Annotated in this window: 16 protein-coding genes; 15 read left to right on the top strand and 1 reads right to left on the bottom strand. The window is 63.7% G+C overall.

All coding sequences use genetic code 11. The annotated features are described in order from the left end of the window. Positions 1-299 precede the first annotated feature (299 nt). From thrS to B5F33_RS09550, 3 genes are all read left to right on the top strand, one after another. Entirely contained in the window at positions 300-2,063 is a 1,764-nt protein-coding gene (gene thrS, locus B5F33_RS09560) for a threonine--tRNA ligase (RefSeq protein WP_087411589.1), read from the top strand. A 361-nt stretch (positions 2,064-2,424) separates the two neighbouring features. After that, on the top strand, positions 2,425-3,570 hold the full coding sequence (locus B5F33_RS09555; RefSeq protein ID WP_239285037.1) for a PLP-dependent transferase: 1,146 nt from the start codon (positions 2,425-2,427) through the stop codon (positions 3,568-3,570). A gap of 90 nt (positions 3,571-3,660) precedes the next feature. Further along, the gene (locus B5F33_RS09550; RefSeq protein ID WP_239285035.1) at positions 3,661-4,236 is read left to right on the top strand and encodes a manganese efflux pump MntP family protein; all 576 of its coding nucleotides are present in this window, start codon (positions 3,661-3,663) and stop codon (positions 4,234-4,236) included. A gap of 441 nt (positions 4,237-4,677) precedes the next feature. Here B5F33_RS09550 and B5F33_RS09545 read toward each other — a convergent pair whose 3' ends face one another. Then, a complete protein-coding gene (locus B5F33_RS09545) occupies positions 4,678-5,016 on the bottom strand; it encodes a LysR family transcriptional regulator (RefSeq protein ID WP_087411587.1) in 339 nt (112 codons plus the stop codon). 187 nt (positions 5,017-5,203) lie between these two features. On the opposite strand from B5F33_RS09545, the gene B5F33_RS09540 reads away from it, so the two are divergent. The 12 genes from B5F33_RS09540 to rpoD all read left to right on the top strand — a co-directional run bounded on the left by B5F33_RS09540 (position 5,204) and on the right by rpoD (position 22,895). Then, positions 5,204-6,718 carry an IMP dehydrogenase gene (locus B5F33_RS09540; protein WP_087411586.1) on the top strand — a complete coding sequence of 505 codons (1,515 nt, stop codon included), beginning with the start codon at positions 5,204-5,206 and terminating at the stop codon, positions 6,716-6,718. A gap of 300 nt (positions 6,719-7,018) precedes the next feature. Beyond that, positions 7,019-8,299: a YARHG domain-containing protein gene (locus B5F33_RS09535; protein ID WP_087411585.1), complete on the top strand. Its 1,281-nt coding sequence runs from the start codon at positions 7,019-7,021 to the stop codon at positions 8,297-8,299. Between the two features lie 168 nt (positions 8,300-8,467). Further along, positions 8,468-11,041, top strand: a complete 2,574-nt coding sequence (gene leuS, locus B5F33_RS09530; protein WP_087411584.1) for a leucine--tRNA ligase — start codon at positions 8,468-8,470, stop codon at positions 11,039-11,041. A gap of 415 nt (positions 11,042-11,456) precedes the next feature. Then, on the top strand, positions 11,457-11,954 hold the full coding sequence (locus B5F33_RS09525) for a ribosome maturation factor (protein WP_087411583.1): 498 nt from the start codon (positions 11,457-11,459) through the stop codon (positions 11,952-11,954). A gap of 1 nt (position 11,955) precedes the next feature. Beyond that, on the top strand, positions 11,956-13,194 hold the full coding sequence (nusA, locus tag B5F33_RS09520; protein WP_087411582.1) for a transcription termination factor NusA: 1,239 nt from the start codon (positions 11,956-11,958) through the stop codon (positions 13,192-13,194). Between the two features lie 102 nt (positions 13,195-13,296). Then, the gene (gene infB / locus B5F33_RS09515; RefSeq protein ID WP_087411581.1) at positions 13,297-15,996 is read left to right on the top strand and encodes a translation initiation factor IF-2; all 2,700 of its coding nucleotides are present in this window, start codon (positions 13,297-13,299) and stop codon (positions 15,994-15,996) included. A gap of 9 nt (positions 15,997-16,005) precedes the next feature. Further along, positions 16,006-16,431 (top strand): 30S ribosome-binding factor RbfA, encoded by a 426-nt coding sequence (rbfA, locus tag B5F33_RS09510; RefSeq protein WP_087411580.1) that lies wholly within the window; start codon positions 16,006-16,008, stop codon positions 16,429-16,431. Then, a complete protein-coding gene (locus tag B5F33_RS09505) occupies positions 16,424-17,473 on the top strand; it encodes a DHH family phosphoesterase (RefSeq protein ID WP_239285033.1) in 1,050 nt (349 codons plus the stop codon). The genes rbfA and B5F33_RS09505 overlap by 8 nt, the downstream gene beginning before the upstream one ends. A 12-nt stretch (positions 17,474-17,485) precedes the next feature. Then, positions 17,486-18,427, top strand: coding sequence for a tRNA pseudouridine(55) synthase TruB (gene truB, locus B5F33_RS09500; protein ID WP_087411578.1), 942 nt, complete (start codon positions 17,486-17,488; stop codon positions 18,425-18,427). Then, entirely contained in the window at positions 18,424-19,422 is a 999-nt protein-coding gene (locus tag B5F33_RS09495) for a riboflavin kinase (protein ID WP_087411577.1), read from the top strand. Before truB ends, B5F33_RS09495 begins: the two co-directional genes overlap by 4 nt. Next, the gene (gene dnaG / locus B5F33_RS09490) at positions 19,419-21,440 is read left to right on the top strand and encodes a DNA primase (protein ID WP_087411576.1); all 2,022 of its coding nucleotides are present in this window, start codon (positions 19,419-19,421) and stop codon (positions 21,438-21,440) included. The genes B5F33_RS09495 and dnaG overlap by 4 nt, the downstream gene beginning before the upstream one ends. 120 nt (positions 21,441-21,560) lie before the next feature. Next, on the top strand, positions 21,561-22,895 hold the full coding sequence (gene rpoD, locus B5F33_RS09485; RefSeq protein ID WP_087411575.1) for an RNA polymerase sigma factor RpoD: 1,335 nt from the start codon (positions 21,561-21,563) through the stop codon (positions 22,893-22,895). The last annotated feature ends 573 nt before the right edge of the window (positions 22,896-23,468 follow it).

Genomic DNA, 23,468 nt, shown 5'->3' with positions numbered 1-23,468 from the left:
GAACTTGGCGCCGCCGCGCCACGAGCCCTGTGGGTTGTGGTAAACCTGTAGGGTCACTAGGAGACGATTCGTGAAAGGCTTGTCATCCGTGCTTTGCATGCTTGGACATAGCATTCGAACTCAGACTATCTAGGCGTCTGTCCCTCAGCCTGGCCGGCAGGCCACAGACAGGCGCCATATAATCCGCTCGGCCTGTTTTGTCCGGGCGTTTTTCTTGTTAACACCGTGCCGCCGCGACGTCGTATGACGGAATGCAGGCGGTTGCCGATTTCCAACGATTGCTACAGGAAGAGGTTCCCATGAAGGTTCTGTATAACGACGGCCATGTGGACGAGTGCCCGGCCGACGAGGTCACCCACGTCGTGCGTCACAGCGCGGCTCATATCATGGCGCAGGCCATTAAGCGTCTGTACCCCGAGGCCGACTTCGCCTACGGCCCCGCCACCGACAACGGCTTCTACTACGACATCGATCTGCCCGAGGGCCAGAAGATCTCTGAGGACGACTTTCCGGCGATCGAGGCCGAGATGAAGAAGATCGTGAAGGAGAACCTCAAGTTCCAGGTCTTTGAGCTTCCGCGCGAGGAGGCCGTGAAACTCATGGAGGAGCGCGGCGAGAAGTACAAGGTCGAGCACATCGGCGACCTGGATGACGATGCGCGCATCACCTTCTACCAGCAGGGCGAGTACATCGACATGTGCGTGGGCCCGCACCTCACCTACACCAAGGCGCTCAAGGCTTTCAAGCTCACGGGTGTTTCCGGCGCCTACTGGAAGGGCGACAAGAATAACAAGATGCTCACGCGCGTGAACGGCACCGCGTTTGCCACGAAGGAGGAGCTTGACGAGCACCTGCGCCTGCTCGAGGAGGCCAAGAAGCGCGACCATCGCAAGATCGGTCGCGAGATGGACCTCTTCATGATGCGCGACGAGGCGCCCGGCTTCCCGTTCTTCCTGCCCAACGGCATGATCCTGAAAAACGAGCTGCTCAACTACTGGCGCGAGATCCATCACAAGGCCGGCTACGTCGAGATCTCCACGCCGCTCATCATGAACAAGCAGCTGTGGAAGACCTCGGGCCACTGGGACCACTACAAGGACAACATGTACTCCACGATCATCGACGACGAGGAGTACTGCATCAAGCCCATGAACTGCCCGGGTGGCGTGCTCGTCTACAAGTCCAAGCCGCACAGCTATCGTGACCTGCCCATCCGCGCCGGCGAGATCGGCCTCGTGCACCGCCACGAGCTCCGCGGCGCGCTGCACGGACTCTTCCGCGTGCGTTGCTTCAACCAGGATGACGCGCACCTCTTCGTGCGTCCCGACCAGCTTACCGACGAGATCGTGGGCGTGGTGAACCTCATCGATTCGGTGTACCAGAAGTTCGGCTTCACCTATCACCTCGAGCTCTCCACGCGCCCCGAGGACTCCATGGGCTCCGACGAGGACTGGGAGCGCGCCGAGGCGGGCCTGCGCGAGGCACTTGCACGCCTGGGCAAGGACTATGTGATTAACGAGGGCGACGGCGCCTTCTATGGCCCCAAGATCGACTTCCACCTGGAGGACTCGCTCGGCCGTACCTGGCAGTGCGGCACCGTGCAGCTCGACTTCCAGATGCCGCAGAACTTCGATCTGGAGTATGTGGACGCCGACGGTTCCAAGAAGCGTCCGATCATGCTGCATCGCGTGTGCTTCGGCTCCATCGAGCGCTTCATCGGCATCCTGATCGAGCACTTCGAGGGCAAGTTCCCCACGTGGCTCGCACCGTGCCAGGTGAAGGTCCTGCCCGTCTCCGAGAAGAGCCGCGATTACGCGCGCGCCGTCACCCAGAAGCTGGAGGACGCCGGCATTCGCGCCGTGCTCGACGAGCGTGACGAGAAGATCGGTTACAAGATTCGTGAGGCGCGCAACATCGACCGCCCGCCCTACATGCTCATCCTCGGCGAGCAGGAGGTCGAGGCCGGCAACATTTCGGTGCGTGACCGCTCGAACGAGACCGTCGCACGCGACCTCGACGAGTTCATCGCCGACGTGAAGGCCGAGATCGTCGAGCGTCGCTAGGGGCGTCGTGCCCGAGGCCGAAGCCTCTGCTTGAGGTGAAGCCTGGGCTGGTTTGGCCTAACGTGGGCCGGCTCCTTGGCGGGGCAGGTGTTACCTTTCGCTGTTTGCATCTTTGGCGCCCCGTGTATGCGGGGCGCTTTCTTGTATATGGCGCTCAGCTGTGGCGTTGCCGCTAGTTGGCCGCGACACCGCTCCTTGCACGATGCCGCCACTTGGCCGCGACGCGTCTCTCTGCGAACCGCCGCTACTTGCATGGGACCCGCAGCTACTTGCGCGCCGCCGCCACTTGCACGGGTCCTGTTGCAGTTTTTAGTTCATGGTGGCAACGCTGCCGACGCGACACGCTATACTGGACAGGTTCATGAGGGAGTCGGGAAAGGCGGATGAGATGGGCGTCATGCAGGCCGAGGTTGCACATCGCTTCGCCGACGTCCAAGGTGCTCGCGCCACGTGGTTTTCTTACGCCCGCCATACTCCAGACCTGCTGGCAAAGCTTGGGCTGATCGGCGTCCACGACCGCCTGGTTGTATGCGCCGACGATTTCGAACCAGCGTTTCGCGAGCTGTTTCGTTGGAACGATCCGGTCTTCGTTTCCGACCCCACGCCGCAGGCCTTCCTGCGTGCGAGCATGGACGACCCCGATAGCGAAGAGGCGCGCCTGATCCCGGAGGGCTCGCCCGCTTCATATGCTCATCCTGCAGGCATCCATGCCGACCGGCTGTTCTGGTTCGTTGAATCCGAGGGTTGCCTGGGACTTCGGGTGCCTCATATTCGAGCACTTGCCGAGGCAGCGGCCGCGGTGGGGGCTATCATCATCGTGGACAACACCATTCCCTCGTATTTTGGCTGCAATCCGATTTCGCTCGGCGCCCACGTGGTGCTTGAGGCGCTCGATCGGGTGGCAGAGGGCCGGCTGGAAAAGAAGGTTGTAGCGACCTCTGTCGCGCGCTCCGTGGTGGGGAAGGGGCGCCGTCGCCTGGTAAGCCCCAACTCCGAGGAGGCCTATCGCCTGCTTTCGTTTAGCTTGGGCGACCCTGATATGCCGACGCGTGCGACCGCGCTTTCCGAGGCCGATGTCTGCGCTATCTCCGACGGCATGGACTCGTTTGCCGGACGCATGCGGCGCCATGTGGACCATGCGCACGCCATCGCCGAATACCTCTTTTGCCATCCCGCGGTGGGCCACGTCTTCTACCCGGGCCTCAAGAGCCATCCGGACCGTGCGCTTGCGCCAAACGTTTTGCTGCACGGCTTTGGTCCGGCAATCGATTTTTCGTTGCAGGGCACACACGACGAGCGCATGATGGTGCGCCATCTGCGGTTCCTCACCACCTGCACATGCTCGCACCGAGATGCGCGGGCAGGCGGAGCGCTCACGCGCATCGGCATCGCTGCCAAACGCGACCTCAACTACCTGCGTCTTTTTGCTGGGACCGATGACCCGCTCTCGATTGCGGACAGCCTCGATCAGGCTTTGCGCCTGTTTTGCAACCCTCCCGAGCCCTGATGGCGTGCGGTTCCAGGCGGCCTAGAACCCACCAGGCTATTTTGCATTGCAACCACAAGTGAGCTCCATCCATACATCGGGGAGGGTGTCATGGATATGTCTTTTGCTGTTGCCGACCTGATTCAGGCGGTCGTTCTTGGTGTCGCGCTGGCCATGGATGCCATGGCGGTGACGCTGTCCAATTCGCTGTGCGAGCCGGATATGGCTACGTCCAAGAAACTTGCCATGCCAATCATGTTCGCGCTGTTCCAGATGGCCATGCCCATCGCCGGATATTTCGGCGGAACGTTGATCGCACCGATTATCGATGCCTACGCCGGCATTGTGTCGCTTGTGATTTTGGCGTTTGTTGGGGGCAAGATGGTTTGGGAAGCCGTGCAGGAGCTTCGCGAGCCCGAGAGCTGTTCCACTGAGGGGCTTACCTACGCCACCATCTTTTTCGAGGCCATCGCAACCTCGATCGACGCATTTGTGGTCGGCGTGTCGCTCGCTGCGAGCGGCGCAAACATCTTGCTCTATGGTGGCGCCATCGGCGCGACCACGCTTTTGTGCTGCCTTGCCGTGCTTGCAGTGGGCAGGCGTCTGGGTTCGCATTTTGGCCCCAAGGCGGAAGTCGTTGGCGGTATCGTGCTCATCCTCATCGGCCTGCGCGCATTTTTGTCATAGCTCGCCACGTGGCGGCGGGGGCAGGTTGCCCCCGCCGCAGGATGGAAGGCTTTCTGGACACGCCCTCCAAGGCATTTCGAGTGCCTTCGGTGTGTCCGCAACAGCGCGAAAACGCCTTTGAGGGCGTCCGTTGCTGCGCGTACGCGTCTTGCGCGTGTGCACTGTTACGCAATAAAAATCTTCGAGGGTGTCCGAGCAATCGCGCACAAACGCCTTCGGAGTCCTCTTGAACGCATCCTAGAAAAACTCATTTCGTTTTTATGCAGTTAGTTCGCGAAGCTCCGAGTACACTTTACTAAACTAAAGTGGTCAACTGGGCTTTTGATGTCGATTTTGGCTTCAAAATAAGGGTCTACTCGACCTGTTCGAATATAACTGCATAAAACCGAAACGAGTTTTTGAACAGGGGGATAACCCCGCCGGGGATCGGTGCAAGACGCGCTAGCTTTCCTGCTTCAGCAGCTCCGGCAGTCGTCGTGCGAGCAGCGTGTCGACTTCTGTCTGGAGCTCGCGGTAGGCAGCGAGCACGCGCTCGCCGTCCTGGGTAAGCGTGGAGCCGCGGGCGCCGTCACGCAGGATAAGGTCGCAACCCAGCTGCGCCTCGGCTTCGTTGACAAGCCGCCAAGCCTTTGAATAGGCCATCCCCAGGCGTTTTGCAGCCCGGTTCAGCGATCGTTCCGCGGCAACGCCTTCAAGCAGCAAGGCGCAACCCTGTCCGAACGCTCCAGGAAGGTCCTGGCTGCTCGTAAGGGTAATGCGTGCTGTTGCCTTGATTGTCATGTGGGTGTCCTTTTCTTGTCGCTTGAGACATTGTATCAGCTAGGTCGCGCCACGCCATGGCGGGCTGCGCTACAATAGCGGCGCCGGATTCGCCCTTGCCACGCGAGCCGGTACCACGCAACCGTGTGGCGTGCCCTGGCGCCGTTGTGCCCCGGGTCCGATCGCACCCAACAGAAGGAGGAATGCTATGGCAATGTTTTTCCCTGGTGAGTCCCATACGTTTTCTGAGTATCTGCTTGTGCCCGGCTACTCCTCTGCGGAGTGCATCCCCAACAACGTTTCTCTGAAGACGCCGCTTTCCCGCTTCAAGCGCGGCGAGGAGCCGGCGATTTCGCTCAATATCCCCATGGTGTCCGCCATCATGCAGTCCGTTTCGGGCGAGCAGATGGGTATCGCGCTTGCTACCGAGGGCGGCATGAGCTTCATCTACGGCTCGCAGACCCCCGAGCAGGAGGCCGCCATGGTGAAGGCGGTCAAGGACCACAAGGCTGGCTTCGTGGTCTCCGACTCTACGCTCACGCCCGACATGACCATGGCCGAGGTCATGGATCTCAAGGCCAAGACCGGTCACTCCACCATGCCCGTCACCGCCGATGGCTCGCCGCACGGCAAGCTCCTCGGCATCGTGACCTCCCGTGACTATCGCCCCAGCCGCGACGATCCGTCCATGAAGGTCGCCACCTTCATGACCCCGCGCGAGCAGCTTATCGTGGGCGACAAGGACATCACGCTCAAGAAGGCCAACGACGTCATCTGGGAGAAGAAGCTCAACGCTCTGCCCGTCGTCGACGACGATGACTGCCTCATGGGCATCGTCTTCCGCAAGGACTACGACAGCCACAAGACCAACCCCAACGAGATGCTCGATGCCAACAAGCGCTACATGGTGGGCGCGGGCATCAACACGCGCGACTACGAGACCCGCGTGCCGCTGCTGCTCGAGGCCGGCGCCGACGCCCTGTGCATCGACTCCTCCGAGGGCTTCAGCGAGTGGCAGAAGCGCACCCTGGCGTGGATCCGCGAGAACTACGGCAACTCCGTCATCGTGGGTGCCGGCAACGTGGTCGACGCCGAGGGCTTCCGCTTCCTTGCCGACTGCGGCGCCGACTTCATCAAGGTGGGCATCGGCGGCGGTTCGATCTGCATCACCCGTGAGACCAAGGGCATCGGCCGCGGCCAGGCCACCGCTCTCATCGACGTGTGCCGTGCGCGCGACGAGTACTTCGAGGAGACCGGCATCTACGTGCCCGTGTGCTCCGACGGCGGCATCGTCTACGACTACCACATGACGCTCGCGCTGGCCATGGGCGCCGACTTCCTCATGCTCGGCCGTTACTTTGCACGTTTCGACGAGAGCCCCACGGCCCGCGTGAACGTGAACGGTCAGTACATGAAGGAGTACTGGGGCGAGGGCTCTGCGCGTGCCCGCAACTGGCAGCGCTACGATTTGGGCGGCGCGGCCAAGCTCGCCTTCGAGGAGGGCGTCGATTCCTACGTGCCGTATGCCGGCGCGCTCAAGGACGGCGTGAACTCTACGCTCTACAAGATTAAGTCCACCATGTGCAACTGCGGCGCCCTCACCATCAAGGAACTGCAGGAGAAGGCACGCCTCACGCTTGTTTCGGCGACGTCGATCGTCGAAGGCGGCGCGCATGACGTCGTGGTCAAGGACCGCAACCATCAGATGGTGAGCTATCAGTAAGATAGGATATACGGCGCATGGCGCCGTGCGATCTTGTCGTTTGAGGGCGGCGGGCTGCTCGGGTCTCCGGGTGCCCGCCGCCCTTGTTTCAACGGTTGAGGAAGGCTGCGGGAAGGTCGCGAGCGGCTGGTCCTAGACGCATTGCGATGTCGTCCCAGGCAGGAACGCATACGAAGTGCAGTGCTCGCATGCTTCGGGACCCGCGCCTGGGAATCATGCAGCCGGACGGTCCGCAGGCGCGAGTATGCGCGAGTATACTTGTTGCAAACGAGGCATACGAAGAGACGAGGTGTTCGACCGATGTTTTGTCCTAAATGCGGCGCAGAGCTCGCGGACGATAGCCAGTACTGCACCGAGTGCGGCGCCCGCGTCGCTCGTGCGGGCTCCTCGCGGCATGACGACGAGGCGTCGGGCGGCGCTGCTGGTTCGCGGTCGTCCCGTCTGAACGACAGCATCTCACGGGCAGGGCGTACCACATGGGTGCGAGCCGTCGCCTCAGCACGCCGGGATGACGAAAAGACGGGGGAGGAGAACGCGCCCGAACCGTCTGAGCCGACTCGCGCTTCCGCGGCTCAAACTGCCGGGGATACGAGCGAGGTCGTCACGTCGCCCGCGGGGACGTATCCCGCGAACTCGGATGGGGGGTATCCCGAAGCCGGGGTCGCGACGTCGCCGGATGTCACCCTGCAGCAACCTGCCGTTCGCAGCTTTGACGAGGAGGAGCGCCTGCCGCGCCATGCGCTTCCACCTGCGGCAATTGCCGCCATCTGCGCGGCGGTCGTCGTGGTGATCGTGGCCGCGGTGTGGTTTGCGCTCTCGGCTTCTTCGCGCTCGTCGGCGCCTTCGGAGCCGTCTGCCTCCGAGCAACAGGCTACCGAATCCATCCCGCTTGATATCTCGGCCACCTCGATCAATACGGCATCGTACCCCCAGGTCGTGGTCGACCTATCGCTCACGGCGGCGGGGGAGGACGCCGACATCTCCGCCATCACGGCGGGCGACCTCACGCTTGTCGAGTCCACAGATGCGGCAGGGGATTCCGATGTGTCGATCGACCGGTTCTCCGTGTCGGCGGACGATGGAACGTGCCGCATCGTCTACACCTCCGGCCTTCCGCAGGATGGCTCGACCCGCTCCCTGCGCATCGATTTCGATGAGCTCAGCGGGTTTGTAGGTGGCACGTCGGTGCGTTTTACCATCGACGCTCCGCAGGATACGGACGAGGACGACTCCGAGGAGCCTGCCGCAGACGACGATACGTCAGACGAGGGCTCGACGGACGTCGCCGGACAGGACGGGTTTGTTCTTGCGGACAGCGATACGCGCCGCTATACATCAGACGATCTTGAGGACCTCTCCGACTGGGAGTTGGAAGTCGCCCGCAACGAGATCTACGCGCGTCACGGCCGCGAGTTCTCCAACAAGGCGCTCCAGGACTATTTCAACAGCCAGTCCTGGTATGAGCCCCGCTACAGCGCCGAGGAGTTCGATGCGCTTGACGGCGTGCTCAACCAGACCGAGGTCGCAAACGCCGAGCTCATCCTGTCGGTGGAGCAGGAGCGGGCAAGCGACGGCCAGTAGGACGAGGCCTCCGACACCGCAAAGATGTCCGACCGGTTGTGGAGCCCTCTGCCGCCGCCACATGGGGACGCTTTTGCTAGAATCATGCACGTTAGAGCTTGACCGGCTCGTTTCCTTGCGGCGCAAACGCGGCGCGACGGGCGGGACCGAATAGGAAAAGGAGCAGCTATGTGCGACTGCGATAGTCATCAGCACGAGATTCCTGCCTACGACGCACAGGCCATCGAGAACAAATGGATGCGCGCGTGGGACGAGGAGAACCTCTTCTCTGTCGAAGAGGACTCCACCAAGCCCAAGAAATACGTCCTGGAGATGTTCCCGTATCCGTCGGGCGACCTTCACATGGGCCATGCCCGAAACTACACCATCGGCGACGCCATGGCTCGCCAGGCGCGCATGCGCGGATACGACGTGCTGCATCCCATTGGATTCGACGCCTTTGGCCTGCCGGCCGAGAACGCCGCTATCAAGCACAACACCCAAGCGGGTGAGTGGACCTACAAGAACATGGACCAAGCCCTGGCCACCATGCGCCGCATGGGCTTCTCCTACGATATGGATCGCCTTGTGAAGACCTGCGACCCCGACTACTACAAGTGGGGCCAGTGGATCTTCGAGAAGCTTTGGGAGAAGGGCCTTGTCTACCGCAAGAAGAGCCCCGTCAACTGGTGCCCGAGCTGCCGCACGGTGCTCGCTAACGAGCAGGTGACCGAGGGCAAGTGCTGGCGCTGCGGCTCCGAGCCCGAGAAGCGCGACCTCGAGCAGTGGTACTTCAAGATCACCGACTACGCCCAGGAGCTCCTGGACGACCTTGAGAAGCTGCCCGGCTGGCCCGAGCGCGTCAAGCAGATGCAGGCCAACTGGATCGGCCGCTCCGAGGGCGCCGAGGTCGACTTCACCCTGTGCGACGCCGACGGCAACCCCACCGACGAGAAGATCACCGTCTTCACCACGCGTGCCGACACGCTGTTCGGTTGTACGTTCTTCCTGCTGGCACCCGAGTACAAGGGCCTTATGGACCTGGTCGAGGGCACCGAGTACGAGGGGCCGGTGCGCCGCGTCGTCGCAGGCGCCGAGAAGGTCTCTGCGGTCGAGCGCGCCCAGGGCACGCTCGAGAAGCACGGTGCCTTCACGGGTCGTTATGTGGTGAACCCGGTCTCGGGTCAGAAGGTGCCCGTGTGGGTGGCCGATTACATCGTCTCGGACTACGGCACCGGCGCCGTCATGGCCGTGCCGTGCGGCGACCAGCGCGACTTCGAGTTCGCTCGCAAGTACGACCTGCCCATCGTGCCCATCATCCTCATGGACGACGAGCTTGCCGCCCTTGAGGAGGCCGGCGAGTCCATCGACACCTATCACGCCGAGAGCGTCGACTGGGATTGCGCACACGTCGCAGAGGGCACCCTCGTGCAGTCCGGCAAGTACACCGGCATGCGCGGTGGCAAGCACTCCGAGGGCGAGGCGGCCATCGTCGCCGACCTGGAGGAGGCGGGCACCGGTCGCCGCAAGGTCGAGTTCCGCCTGCGTGACTGGCTCATCTCCCGTCAGCGTTATTGGGGCAACCCCATCCCGGCGGTTCACTGCGAGCACTGCGGCATCGTGCCGGTGCCCGAGGACCAGCTGCCGGTTACGCTTCCGGCCAATCTCGACCTGGGTGCGGGCGAGACGCTGGCGGAGTGCAAGGAGTTCTACGAGACGACCTGCCCGGTGTGCGGCCGTCCTGCTCGTCGCGAGACGGACACCATGGACACCTTCACCTGCTCCAGCTGGTACTACCTGCGCTATTGCGATCCGCACAACACCGAGCTGCCGTTCTCCAAGGAGGCGGCCGACCGCTGGATGCCGGTCGACAACTACATCGGCGGCATTGAGCACGCCATCCTGCACCTCCTGTATTCGCGCTTCTTCACCAAGGCTCTGCGCGACCTGGGCCTCCTTTCGGTCGACGAGCCCTTCACCAACCTGCTCTGCCAGGGCATGGTGAAAGACGCCAACGGCGAGACCATGTCCAAGTCCAAGGGCAACGTTGTTCCGCCGTCGAGCGTCATCGAGCCGTATGGTGCCGACACCATGCGTCTGGCAATCCTCTTCATTGCTCCGCCGGAGAAGGACTTCGACTGGGACGAGGACGCCGTGGCCGGTGCGAACCGCTTCATCAAGCGCGCCTGGCGCATCGTGTGGCAGCTCTCCCTCGCGGGCGACGCGAACGCCGAGCTCGTGAAGGCGAAGCTTTCCGATGCCGCGCTCACGCTCTACCGTGAGCGTCATCGCACCATTGCCAAGTGCACGGAGGATTTCGACCGCCAGCAGTTCAACACCGCCATTTCGGCGATCATGGAGCTCGTGAACGCGGCCAGCGCCTACCTGAACGCCTGCGACGCCGACGCCTCTGTCGCCGACCCGGCGCTCTCTTGGCTCGTTGCCACCGACATCGTCTCGCTGCTTGCGCCCATCTGCCCCTTCTGGGCCGACGAGCTCTGGCACGAGGCTCTGCATCACACGGACAACGCTTACACCGCCCCGTGGCCGGAGTACGACCTTGCCGAGACCGCGACCGACACCGTTCAGATTGCCGTCCAGGTGCTGGGCAAGCTGCGCGCCCGCGTCGACGTTCCCACGGACGCCACGCAGGACGAGATGCGCTCCGCTGCCGAGGAGGCCGCCGCGAAGTGGCTCGAGGGCAAGACGGTCGTTAAGGCTATTTGCGTTCCGGGCAAGCTCGTTAACTTGGTTGTGAAGTAGCGCTGCGGGCGACTCAAGCACGCAATCTTGCCGTTCAAGGGGCACAGGATGACCATAAGGTCTATCCTGTGCCCCTTTCGCGGCAATCTAGCGCACTTGAGTCGCCCTCGCCGACCTGAGGTGTTTTCTTTGGGGGGAGGGATGACCCTTAGGTCTATCCTGCCCCCGTTTCATGTCAACCTCGCGTGCCTTAAGCGGCCTCGCCGGCCAGATAGGCGGAGGGTTTGCCATATACCTATTGCCCGCGGTGATAATTGTGAATTCTTTGAGGAGGAAATCCGGGCGAAACACCGGCGCGGTTGAGCGATAGATGACAAAACCGCTGCTTGTGCTATGCTGTTCAAGCAAATGAAGTTGTACTGTAAAGGGAGTGCGGGCGTGCCCGCGCTTCCTTTCTTGTATGGGGAGGTGTTGCATGGTCAAGAGCAAGGTGGAGCAGCTTGTTATCGATGCCTTGGAGGCCCGTGCCCCCGAGCACGACGTCGACATCGTCGACGTCGAGGTGGTCGGCGCGACGAAGGCCCCGACCGTTCGGGTGCGCCTGGAGGCGGCCGACGGCTCGAGTCTCACGCTCGACCAGGTCACGGCGCACACGTCGTGGGTGAGCGAGATCGTCGAGGGCGTCGATCCCGTGCCGGGGTCCTACACGCTCGAGGTGTCCTCGCCCGGCATGGCGCGTCCGCTTCGCCGCCCGCGCGACTTCGAGCGGTTCTGCGGTCAGGAGTGCCAGCTCACCACCACGGCCACAGAGGGCCGGCGCAAGTTCGCCGGGCGCATCGTTCAGGCCGACGACCATGCCGCCACGCTCGAGCTGGAAGACGGCTCGACGCAGGCGTTCCGCTATGAAGAGATCAAGAAATGTGTCCTGAAGCCGGTGTATGACTTCAAGGGTTCGAAGGAAGGGAAGAACTGATATGGCATCACAGATGATGGAAGCTCTCATGGAGCTCTGCCAGGAGAAGCACATCGACCAGCTGTACCTGATCGATCGCCTCGAGCAGTCGCTCGCCAAGAGCTATGCCGACATTCTCCACCTGCCCTTCGGCGCCGAGGTCACCATCGACCGCGCCACCGGCAAGGTCTACGTGTACGAGCTCGTGCCGGTCGAGGAGTCCTACGACGAGGAGACCGACGAGTACACCGAGTACACGAAGCGCGACGTGACCCCCAAGGGCACGAGCCGCATCGCCGCCCAGCACGCCAAGGCCGAGATCAACGCCATCGTGCGCAACTCTGCCCGTCAGCAGATCTACGAGGAGTTCTCGAGCCGTATCGGCGACATCATCACCGGCACCGTGCTCCAGTCCACGCCCGACTTCACCATCGTGAAGATCCGCGAGGGCGTCGAGGCCGAGCTGCCGCACTTCGATCAGCGTCGCTACGAGAACGAGCGCAACGAGCGCCCGGCCGGCGAGCGCTACCTGCACAACCAGCGCCTGAAGGCCGTCATCATCGACGTGCGCGACCCGAACTCGACCGTGCAGCCCGTGCGCGGCGAGCACTCCCGTCCGCCCATCGTCATCTCTCGCACGCATCCGGCGCTGCTCCGTCGCCTCTTCGAGCTCGAGGTCCCCGAGATCTACGAGGGCACCGTCGAGATCAAGTCCATCGCTCGCGAGCCCGGCCAGCGCTCCAAGGTCGCCGTGCATTCGCTCGATGACCGCCTGGATCCGGTGGGCGCCTGCGTCGGCCCGAAGGGCAGCCGCGTGCGCACCGTCGTGGGCGAGCTGCGCGGCGAGCGCGTGGACGTCATCCTGTGGGACGAGGACCCGGCCGTCTATGTGGCCAACGCCCTGTCCCCGGCAAAGGTGAGCCGCGTGCTCATCGACGAGGAGAAGAGCTACGCCGGCGTCATCGTGCCCGACGACCAGCTCTCGCTCGCCATCGGCAAGGAGGGCCAGAACGCCCGCCTGGCCGCCCGTCTCACCGGCTGGCACATCGATATCAAGAGCGAGACGCTTGCTGCCGACATCCTGAAGAACATCCCGTCGCGCCCGGAGCCCGTCGAGGACCTGATTTCCGACGACGAGCCGCAGCGCTGCGAGCACGTGAGCGAGGACGGCGTGCGCTGCCGCAACCAGGCCCGTCCCGGTTCCCGTTTCTGCGGGCTGCATGAGCCCGACGCCATCGAGTCCGCGGAGGATCTGATCTAGGGCCCGGAGGCAGCCGCGCCCGACCGCGGCACCGACGTGTACCCGCTTTGATCGATCCACCCCACGCTGACCGCGTGACCCGAGAGGTAGGTGTTGTGGCATATGGCAAGGATTCGTGTTTCCAGCCTGGCCAAGGAATTTGGGATGACGTCCAAGGAGCTCTTGGGCCATCTCGAGGAGATGAAGATTCCGGCGAAGTCCCCCTCGTCGGCGCTAGAGGACGCCTATGTGTCCATGGTGCGCAAGAAGCTCGCGCCCATCGTCGAGGCCCGCGCGGCCGAGATCGAGGCCAAGCGTCGCGCCGAGGAGGAGGCCGCCGCTGCCGAGGAGGCCGCTAAGGCCGAGGCCGCAGAGGCCGAGCGCCTTGCCGCCGAGGCTCGTCGCGAGGAGGAGCGTCGTCTGTCGACCGCGGCCCTCGCTGCCGAGGAGGCCGCCCGTGCCGCCGAGGCCGAGCGTCAGCGCCAGGAGCGCGAGCGCGCCGCTGCCGCTGCCAAGGAGGCCGAGATGGAGGCCAAGCGTCGCGCCATCCCGGCGTCAGACTCCGGCTCTCGCTTCCGTTCGCTCCTTGACCAGATTGCGACCCAGGAGGTCGTGCTGAAGGAGAAGAAGGAGGCCGAGGAGGCCAAGAAGGCCGCTCAGGCCGCCGAGCGCTCGCGTCGCAAGAACGATCGTCGCGGTCAGCGCGGCGGTGCCGGCCACGGCGCGTCGCATGGCGCCTCGTCCGAGGCTCCCACCCGTTCGCGCCGCACCTCGAGCGCCCCGTCGGTGCCCGCTGGCGTGAACTTCCCGGCGCCCGACAAGGGCGGCAAGGGCAAGCGCCGCAAGGGCTCTGCGCAGCACACCGAGGAAGATCGCTACAGCCGCATGGCTCGCGAGGCCGAGGAGTACAGCCGCGAGCGCGTCCTCGAGGAGGCCCGCATGGCCGTCGAGGAGGCGTCCCGCGAGTCCACCGGCCGTCGTAAGAAGCGTAAGGAGAAGCGTGAGCGCGAGGCCGCGGCAGCGCGCGAGGAGCGCAAGATCGAGGAGGCTCTCGCCAAGGGCATCAACCCCGAGGAGCTCGACGCCGTGCGCGTCTCCGAGGGCGTGACCGTGGCCGAGCTCGCCGAGGCTCTCGACGTGCCCGCCAACGACATCATCAAGCGCCTGTTCCTGCTGGGAACGCCGCTCACCATGACGCAGTCCATGTCGAACGACCTCGTCGAGCTTGTCGCCGACGACCTGGGCCGCAAGATCAAGATCATCTCCCCGGAGGAGGAGAACTCTTTCACGTTCTACGACGACCCGGCCGACCTCAAGCCGCGTCCGCCCGTGGTCACCGTCATGGGTCACGTCGACCACGGCAAGACGTCGCTGCTCGACGCAATCCGTCACACCGGCGTCGCCTCGCACGAGGCGGGCGGCATCACCCAGCACATCGGCGCCTCCCAGGTCACCATCAACGGTCGTCAGATCACCTTCGTCGATACCCCGGGTCACGAGGCGTTCACCGCCATGCGTGCCCGCGGCGCGAAGATCACCGACGTCGTCGTGCTCGTGGTCGCCGCCGATGACGGCGTCATGCCGCAGACCGTCGAGGCCATCAACCACTCGAAGGCCGCCGGCGTGCCTATCGTCGTCGCGGTCAACAAGTGCGACAAGCCCGACGCGAACCCCGACCGCGTGCGCCAGGAGCTCGTCGAGTACGGCGTCATCCCCGAGGAGTGGGGCGGCCAGAACATGTTCGTGAACGTGTCCGCCAAGAAGGGCGACGGCATCGACGACCTGCTCGAGACCATCCTGCTTCAGGCCGACGTGCTCGAGCTCAAGGCGAACCCCGACACCTTCGCCTCCGGCTACATCATCGAGGCCAAGCTCGACCGCGGCCGCGGCCCCGTCGCGACGGTGCTTGTGAACCGCGGCACCCTGCACGTGGGCGACGCCATCGTCGCCGGCATGAGCCACGGCCGCGTGCGCGCCATGCTCGACCAGCACGGCGACAACAAGCCCGAGGCCACGCCGTCGGACGCCGTCGAGATTCTGGGCCTGGACTCCGTGCCCAACGCCGGCGACGAGTTCCGCGTCTTCGAGGACGAGCGCGACGCCCGCGACCTCGCCGAGCAGCGCGCCCTCAAGGCCCGCATCGAGGAGCAGAACAAGGTCAAGCACGTCACCCTCGAGACCCTCTTCGACGAGATGAACGAGAACGAGCTCAAGGAGCTCAACCTCGTCGTCAAGGCCGACGTTCAGGGCTCCATCGAGGCGCTCGCCGACGCGCTGGCCAAGATGGACCAGTCCGAGGTCCGCATCAACATCATCCACTCCGCGGTGGGCGCGATCACCGAGACGGACGTCATCCTGGCGGCTGCCTCGAACGCGATCATCGTCGGCTTCGGCGTGCGTCCGCAGGCGAAGGCCCGCGACCTCGCCGAGCGCGAGAACGTCCAGATCAAGACCTACTCGATCATCTACAAGGCGATCGAGGACATCGATGCCGCGCGCATCGGTATGCTCAAGCCCACGGAGGAGGAGGTCCAGACCGGTATCGCCGAGGTCCGCGAGACCTTCCGCGTGCCGAAGGTCGGCCTCGTCGCCGGCTGCATGGTCACCGAGGGCGAGATCGAGCGCACCGATAAGGTTCGCGTCGTGCGCGACGGCGTCGTGGTCTTCGACGGCAACTTCGCCTCTATGCGCCGCTTCAAGGACGACGTCAAGAGCGTCAAGAGCGGCTATGAGTGCGGTCTGGGCATCGAGAAGTTCCAGGACATCAAGGTTGGCGACCAGCTCGAGGCCTACAAGGTCATCGAGGTTGCGCGCACCGAGTAAGGGGCGACCATGAAGCAGAACAACGCCACCCGCCGTTTGGGGGAGCAGCTCCGCGAGAAGCTTGGCTATATCCTCCTGTTCGAGATCGCCGATCCGCGCCTCGACCTCGTGACGCTCACCGGCGTGGAGGTTTCCATCGACCGCTCGTATGCTCGCGTCTTCGTCTCGTGCGACGGCGCGCGCTATGACGAGGTCATGGAGGCGCTCAACAGTGCCCGCGGCCGCATTCGCAGCCTGCTGGCGCGCTCGTTGAACTGGCGTGTCGTGCCCGAGCTTGACTTTAAGATCGACCGCTCCACCGACGAGGCGGAGCGAATCTCCCGCGCGCTCGAGAACGTTCCGGCAACGCTCTCGGTCGAGAAGGATGACGAAGGCTATCCCATCCGCCCCGATGAGGCGGAGGGAGATGCCCAGGAGGGAAGCCACGATGCATAAGGGGTCCGGTTCTTGCGGTGGGTCTGCGGCGTCTGCCGAGACGTGCCATCAGATTCTGGAACTCATTGAAGGAGCCCAGACGATCGCTATTTCGGGGCATACGTCTCCGGATGGCGACGCGCTGGGCTCCGGCCTGGGCCTGGGGCTCGCGCTTCGGCGGGCCTACCCGGATAAGAACATCTCGTTTTTGCTTGCAGACGATGCTTGCGTCCCGCGCATCTACCGGTTTCTCGCCGGCTCGGACGAGTATATTCCCGCCGTGCGCTATACCGAGGACCCCGACCTGTTCATCTCGGTCGATTGCCCGGTGCTCGAGCGCCTGGAAGATGCTGCCGAGGTCGCACGTCGCGCGCGCCACACGGTCGCGTTCGACCATCATCCCGCGCGCAGCGAGTTCGCAGACGTCGCGGTGCGCCGCCAGGACAGCTGCGCCTGCGCCGTGCTCATCGACGAGTTCCTGACGCAGGTTGGTATCGATATCACCTCCGAGGTGGCTACATGCCTGTTGTGCGGCGTCGTGACCGATACGGGACGGTTCCAATACCAAAACGCCGATCCCGAGGCGTTCTGTGTCGCGTCGCATCTCGTGGCCTGCGGCGCCGAGCCCGCGCGTATCGCCCTCGAGGTCTACCAGAGCCAGCGCCTAGAGTATCTGCGTCTTGAGAGCATCGTGATGGGACGCATCAAGACGGCTGCCGACGGTCGCGTGGCATACAGCTATGCTCGCGCCGAGGACCTCACACGCTGCGGCGTCACGCCCGACGAGTGTGACGGCCTGGTGGACGTGGTCCGCTCCGTCATGGGCGTCGAGGTGTGCCTGTTCCTGAAGGAATCGGTCGACGGTACCGCGGTTCGTGGCAACCTGCGCTCCAAGTGCGATCTGGACGTGTCCGAGATCGCCGCTCAGTTCAACGGCGGCGGACACGCGGCCGCGGCGGGGTTCACCTATCGCGGCACCATCGAAGAGACGCTCAACGCCATTCTTCCTATGCTCGTGACGCTGGTCGGTGCGGACCCCTCGGGCGTCCGTGCGCAGCTCTGATCGGGGCGGCCCATGGCACGACGTTCCCCTTCGGAGATCAATCTGCTTCTTGGTGTCGACAAGCCGGTCGGCTGCACCTCACACGACGTCGTGGCGCGTCTGCGCCGGGCGCTGGGGGAGCGCCGCATCGGCCACGCCGGCACCTTGGACCCGCTTGCGTCGGGCGTCATGGTGATCGGGGTCGGCCAGGCGACGCGCCTCCTTGGTTCCATCACGCTCGATTCTAAATCCTATATCGCCGACATCGCCTTCGGCTCGGAGACCAACACCGACGATGCCGAGGGCGAGGTTGTTCGTAGCGCCCCGATTCCTGAACGCCTCTTCGATCGCGACGAGGCCGTACGCGAGGTCGCGGCGCTCGTTGGCCCTCAGATGCAGGTCCCGCCTGCTTTTTCGGCCATTTCGGTCAACGGAGTCCGTTCGTATCGCCGCGCACGGGCGGGGGAGGACGTCGAGCTACCCGCCCGCGAGGTCGAAGTCATGTCTGCTGTGCTCATCGACGTGGTCTCTGACGGCGGGCAGTGCGTGTGGACGGTGGCCTTCACGGTGAGCAAGGGCACCTATATCCGTGCGCTCGCGCGCGACCTGGGACGCTCATTGGGATGTGCGGCACACCTTTCGGCGCTGCGTCGCACCGCTTCCGGCTGCGTTGCCCTGGGCGACTGCCTTGCTCTTGATGACGCGACGCCCCAGAACGTCTCTGAGCGTGCACTCGATCCGGTGCGCGTGTTGGGCCTTCCTTCCGTGACGATCGGCGACGAGCTGCTTTCCGACGTGCTCTGCGGCCGCAAGCTTTCGCCTGCGCTTGTGCGCGAGCGACCCGACCTGTTGCAGCCGGGGTCCCGGATGTGCTTGGTCGCGGGAAGCGAGCTGCGTGCGATCGCGGAGTTCGACGGCCGAGCCATCGCTATGAAAGAGGTCTTTCCAACGGGGATTGGGGGTGTTCGTCTATGATGCCGTCGCTTGAGGAGCTTCGACGCGATTTTCTGCTCGCTCCTGCCTGCGCGCCCGTCTATCGTCTGGGCACCGACGATGTCCGGCTGGGCGACGCCGCCATCGCCATCGGCGTCTTCGACGGACTTCATGTGGGGCACCGCGAGCTTCTTCGCCATACGGTCGAGGACGCGCGCTCCCGAGGCATCGCCGCCTATGCTGTAACGTTCGACCCCGATCCCGACCAGGTCGTCTCATCCCATCCTGCCCGCGCCCTCATGGGTACCGAAGACCGCATACGTGCCCTTGCGGCGTCGGGCGTCGACGGGGTGCTTGTGGTTCCGTTTACCCGCGAGCTTGCCGCGCTCGACCATGCCCGTTTCTTCAACGAGGTGCTGCTTCCCGTCTGCGATGTTCGGGCCGTGCATGTAGGCAGCGATTTTCGCCTGGGTGCGCATGGCGCCTCGACGGTGCCGATCATCGCTGCATGGTGCGCCGACATGGGTATCGCGGTCGCGGGCCACGAGCTGGTGACCGACGACGGAACGCCGGTATCTGCCACGAGCATCCGCGGGTATCTCGACGCCGCGGACCTTCCCAGCGTGAGCCGGGAGCTCGGTCGGCGTTTTATGGTTTCGGGGCATGTCCACACGGGGCGCGGCCAGGGGACGAGCATGGGCTTTCCCACGGCAGACATCCGCGTGGATGCGGGCCGACAGGTTCCTGCCGACGGTGTCTACAGCGGCCTTGCCCTCGTCGACGGCGTCGTGTGGCCGGCGGCTATCAACGTGGGCCTGCCGCCCATGTTCCAGGACAAGCCCAACGCCGCGTCGCTCGAAGCGAACCTCATCGGCTTTTCGGGTGACCTCTATGGGCGCAAGATCGCCCTCGCGTTCGATGCGTTCCTGCGTCCTTCGCGAACCTTCCCCTCGGTCGACGAGCTTATCTCGACCGTGTTGGGCAACATCCAGACCGTCAAGGACTCCTTTGGAGAGCGAGGTGTATCCATAGCATGATCTCCGACGAGGACAGGGAGCGGGTGCGTGCGGCGACCGACCTGGTCCAGCTGGTTCAGGAGACGGTGCCGTTGCAGCCGCGCGGCCAGGAGTTCTGGGGTTGTTGCCCGTTCCATGGGGAGAAGACGCCCTCGTTTCACATCATCCCGTCGACGCAGGTGTGGCATTGCTTTGGATGCGGCGAGGGCGGAGACTGCTTCTCGTATGTCATGAAGCGCGAGAATCTCACCTTTCCCGAGGCGATTCACTATCTGGCCGACCGTGCCGGCATCGAGATACACGACCGTTTGGACGGGCGTCCGCGCGGCACGAAGCGCTCGCGTCTCATCGACGTCTGCGAGGAGACGGCCTCGTTCTATCACACTCTGCTCATGCGGGGTAAGGATGACCGGCCGCGCGCCTATTTTGCGTCGCGCGGGATGGGTGGAGACGTCTGTCGGAAGTACCAGCTGGGTTTCGCCCCGGGAAGGGGAGCGCTTGTGGCCCATCTTGGGTCGAAGGGCTTCACAGCGCGGGAGATGGTCGATGCGAACGTTGCCTATCGTCGCGATGGCGGCAACCTGTCGGACCGCTTCTTTGACCGCGTGATCTTCCCCATCTTCGATGAGCAGGGTCGCTGCATCGCCTTCGGCGGGCGCATTATGGGGCAGGGCGAGCCGAAATACCTCAACACGGCCGAGACCGCGCTCTTTCACAAGAAGCGCAACCTCTATGGGTTTAACTGGGCAAAAGAGCATATCGTCGCGCAGGCCGAGGCCATCGTGGTCGAGGGCTATACCGACGCGATCGCGTGCTATGAGGCGGGGATCGGCAACGTCGTGGCGACGCTGGGGACCGCTCTTACCGAGCATCATGTAAAGACGCTCACCCGGTTTGCCAAGCGCATCGTCTACCTCTTCGACGGTGACGCCGCCGGGCAGAAGGCGGCCGAACGTGCCATCCAGTTCATCGAGCGCGATTCGATGGACCTTTGCTGCGTCGTGTTGCCGGACGGCCAGGATCCTATGGAGTTCATCTCGGCCCATGGGGGAGACGCCTTGCGTGAGCGCATCGATGCGGCCGAGCCCCTTATGGACTTCGTCTTTCGCAAGCTCGAGGAGCGCAGCGACATCTCGACGCCGGGCGGGCGCACCAAGGCACTGCAGGACGCCTGCCGTCTCATCTACCCGCTGCGCCAAAGCTATATGGTCGACTCGTACTATATGCAGATCGCAGACCGTCTGGGCCTTGACCTCGAGACGGTGCGCTCTGCCGCGGGCCGGGTGTTTCGTGACGTGCAGCATGAGGAGGAGGTTGCCGCGCGCCGCGAGCGTTCGCGTGCAGCCGCCCAGAAAGGCGATGGCGGCAGGCAGACGGCGCCGGCATGGCGCGATGGCATGACGTCGGGCTCGGCGCGGCCGGCCCAGGCCGATGCAGAGGGCGACGTGCCCTATGAGTATGTTCCGGCGGAGGCCTACGAGGATGCGCCTTCGCAGGGTTCGGCCGCATCGGGGAGCCCCGCTGCGATGCCCGTCCTCACCGACCTCGAACGCCGTTCGCTTGCCGGCGAGCGCGAATTGTTGTCGCTGCTCACGAGCTATCCGGATGTCTTTCGGCCCTTCGCCGAACGCATCACACAGATCGACTGGGTCGACCCACGGCATGAGGCGATCGCCTGGGCGGTCCTTGCCACGCCCGAGGGGACCGCACCTGCGCAGGTCATGGATGCCGCCCGCGCCGTCTGCCCCGAGGCCGCTCAGCTTGTCTCGGCGGGGACCATCGCGGTTACAAGCAGCCATCCTACCGAGGTGAACATTGGCTTTTTGCTGGATACGCTCGAGCTCTATACGGTTCGTCGTCGCCTACGCGCCGCCCAGGCACGCCTGCGCCAGGACCGGTCGCTGTCGAGCGAGGACCGGCGCGCGCTCACGATTCAGGCCACTCAGGATGCAGCCCGTGTGCATGAGCTCGAGCACGCGGTCGAAGGTGTCGCCGACCCGTTCAGGCTGCTGGATGCCGAGGAGGGGTCTTCGCAGTGAGTGCTGCCACACAACGTGTCGGGCGTGTCTTGAATATGAAAAAATGCTTGTTGATATTCTCACGTGGGTATACAAGGTGTGATAAAGTGTTGAACCCTGTGAGTAAGGAAGGGAGAGCCTGTGCCTAAAAAGAGTGGGAACGCCGAAGCCGAGCTCTACTCCTATTTGGAGAAGCTTCTGGAAAAAGGGTCAAAGACCGGATCCGTCAGCGAAGACGATATCCAGGTTGCGCTCAAAGACGTCGACGTCTCCGATGCACAGCTGAACTCCGTGTACCGTGCGTTCCGCGACCATGGCGTCGAGATTGTCTCTGCGGGCGATTCCGATGACGCTGGTCTTGATGTCGATAGCGACAGCCTCGACGACGGTCTGGACGACGATCTTGATGACGAGAGCTCCGAGGACCACGACATCAAGCTTGCCAAGAACGCTGATGCGGAGATGGCCTCGGCAAAGACGAAGAAGAAGTCCCGTGTTCGCACCGCACGCTCCCGTTCGCGCGTGCGCGGCATCGATGCCTCGACGGTCATGCTGACCGGCGACCCGGTTCGTATGTACCTCAAAGAGATCGGCAAGGTCGACCTACTGACCGCCGCCGACGAGGTTGACCTCGCCATGAAGATTGAGGCCGGCCAGGACGCGACCGAGAAGCTCGAAGCCGCCGACCGTGGGGAAATCACCCTCACACGCGCCGAGATGCGTCGTCTCAACCGCGTCGAGCAGGTGGGCCTCGAGGCCAAGCAGGCGCTCATCAGCGCAAACCTGCGACTCGTCGTCTCCATCGCCAAGCGCTATGTGGGCCGCGGCATGCTGTTCTTGGACCTCATCCAGGAGGGCAACCTGGGCCTTATCCGCGCGGTCGAGAAGTTCGACTACGAGAAGGGCTTCAAGTTCTCCACGTATGCCACGTGGTGGATTCGCCAGGCCATCACGCGCGCCATTGCCGACCAGGCCCGTACCATCCGCATTCCGGTGCACATGGTCGAGACCATCAACAAGCTCGTGCGCGTGCAGCGTCAGCTTCTGCAGGACCTGGGCCGCGACCCGACTCCGGAGGAGATCGGTGCCGAGATGGACATGAGCGCCGACCGCGTGCGCGAGATTCAGAAGATCAGCCAGGAGCCTGTTTCCCTCGAGACGCCGATTGGCGAGGAAGAGGATTCGCAGCTCGGCGACTTCATCGAGGACTCCCAGGCGGTCGTTCCGCCCGATGCGGCGAGCTTCTCCATGCTGCAGGAGCAGCTTGGTCAGGTACTCGATTCGCTGGCCGACCGTGAGCGCAAGGTCATTGAGCTCCGTTTTGGCTTGGTGGATGGCCATCCGCGCACGCTCGAGGAGGTTGGACGCGAGTTTGGCGTCACCCGCGAGCGCATTCGCCAGATCGAGAGCAAGACGCTTGCTAAGCTGCGTCACCCGAGTCGTTCCAGCAAGCTCAAGGACTACATCGAGTCCTAGGAACGGACACATATCGAATTTGTTTCAGGCGGTCCTTCGGGGCCGCCTGCTTCATGTTGCAGGTCTTTAGGGTAGAGGGGCGTGGGCGCGGCATAGCGGCAGGCGCGGACAGCGTTTGGTCGCTCGCGATCACGGGCTGTAGATTAAAAGCGCGTCTTATCGCGCACCGCTTCCCCAATTTTCGCCATCGTGAGAAGCTCGTTTCGTTTTTATGCAGTTAGTTCGGGAATCCACGAGTAGACGGTCCATCTCGCCGGCAAAGCCCCAGGATTCAGAGGCTTGAAGGTGAGGTCTACTCGGGAATTTTAAAAACAACTGCATAAAAACGAAACGAGTTTCTGATGAGCTCCGAGTAATCCACCGTTACTGGTGCCGAGAGCTGCCCTTGGACCCGCCCGCACATGCGGGGCGAGGCGCAGCCTATCCAATACGAAAGTAGAACATAGTATTCGAGATATGAGACGATATGAGAAAGCCATTGAGGGAAAGCCTCCCCGCGGCATACCGGGTCGCGGGCTGGGCGGGAACAATGGCTTTGTAATCGTCGCCTGCGGTGCCGCCGTACCGCACGTA

This window comes from Collinsella sp. An2, from assembly GCF_002160065.1.
Taxonomy (GTDB): domain Bacteria; phylum Actinomycetota; class Coriobacteriia; order Coriobacteriales; family Coriobacteriaceae; genus Limicola.
Note: the sequence above shows the minus strand (reverse complement) of the source record. Positions and strands in the feature narration are given on the sequence as shown.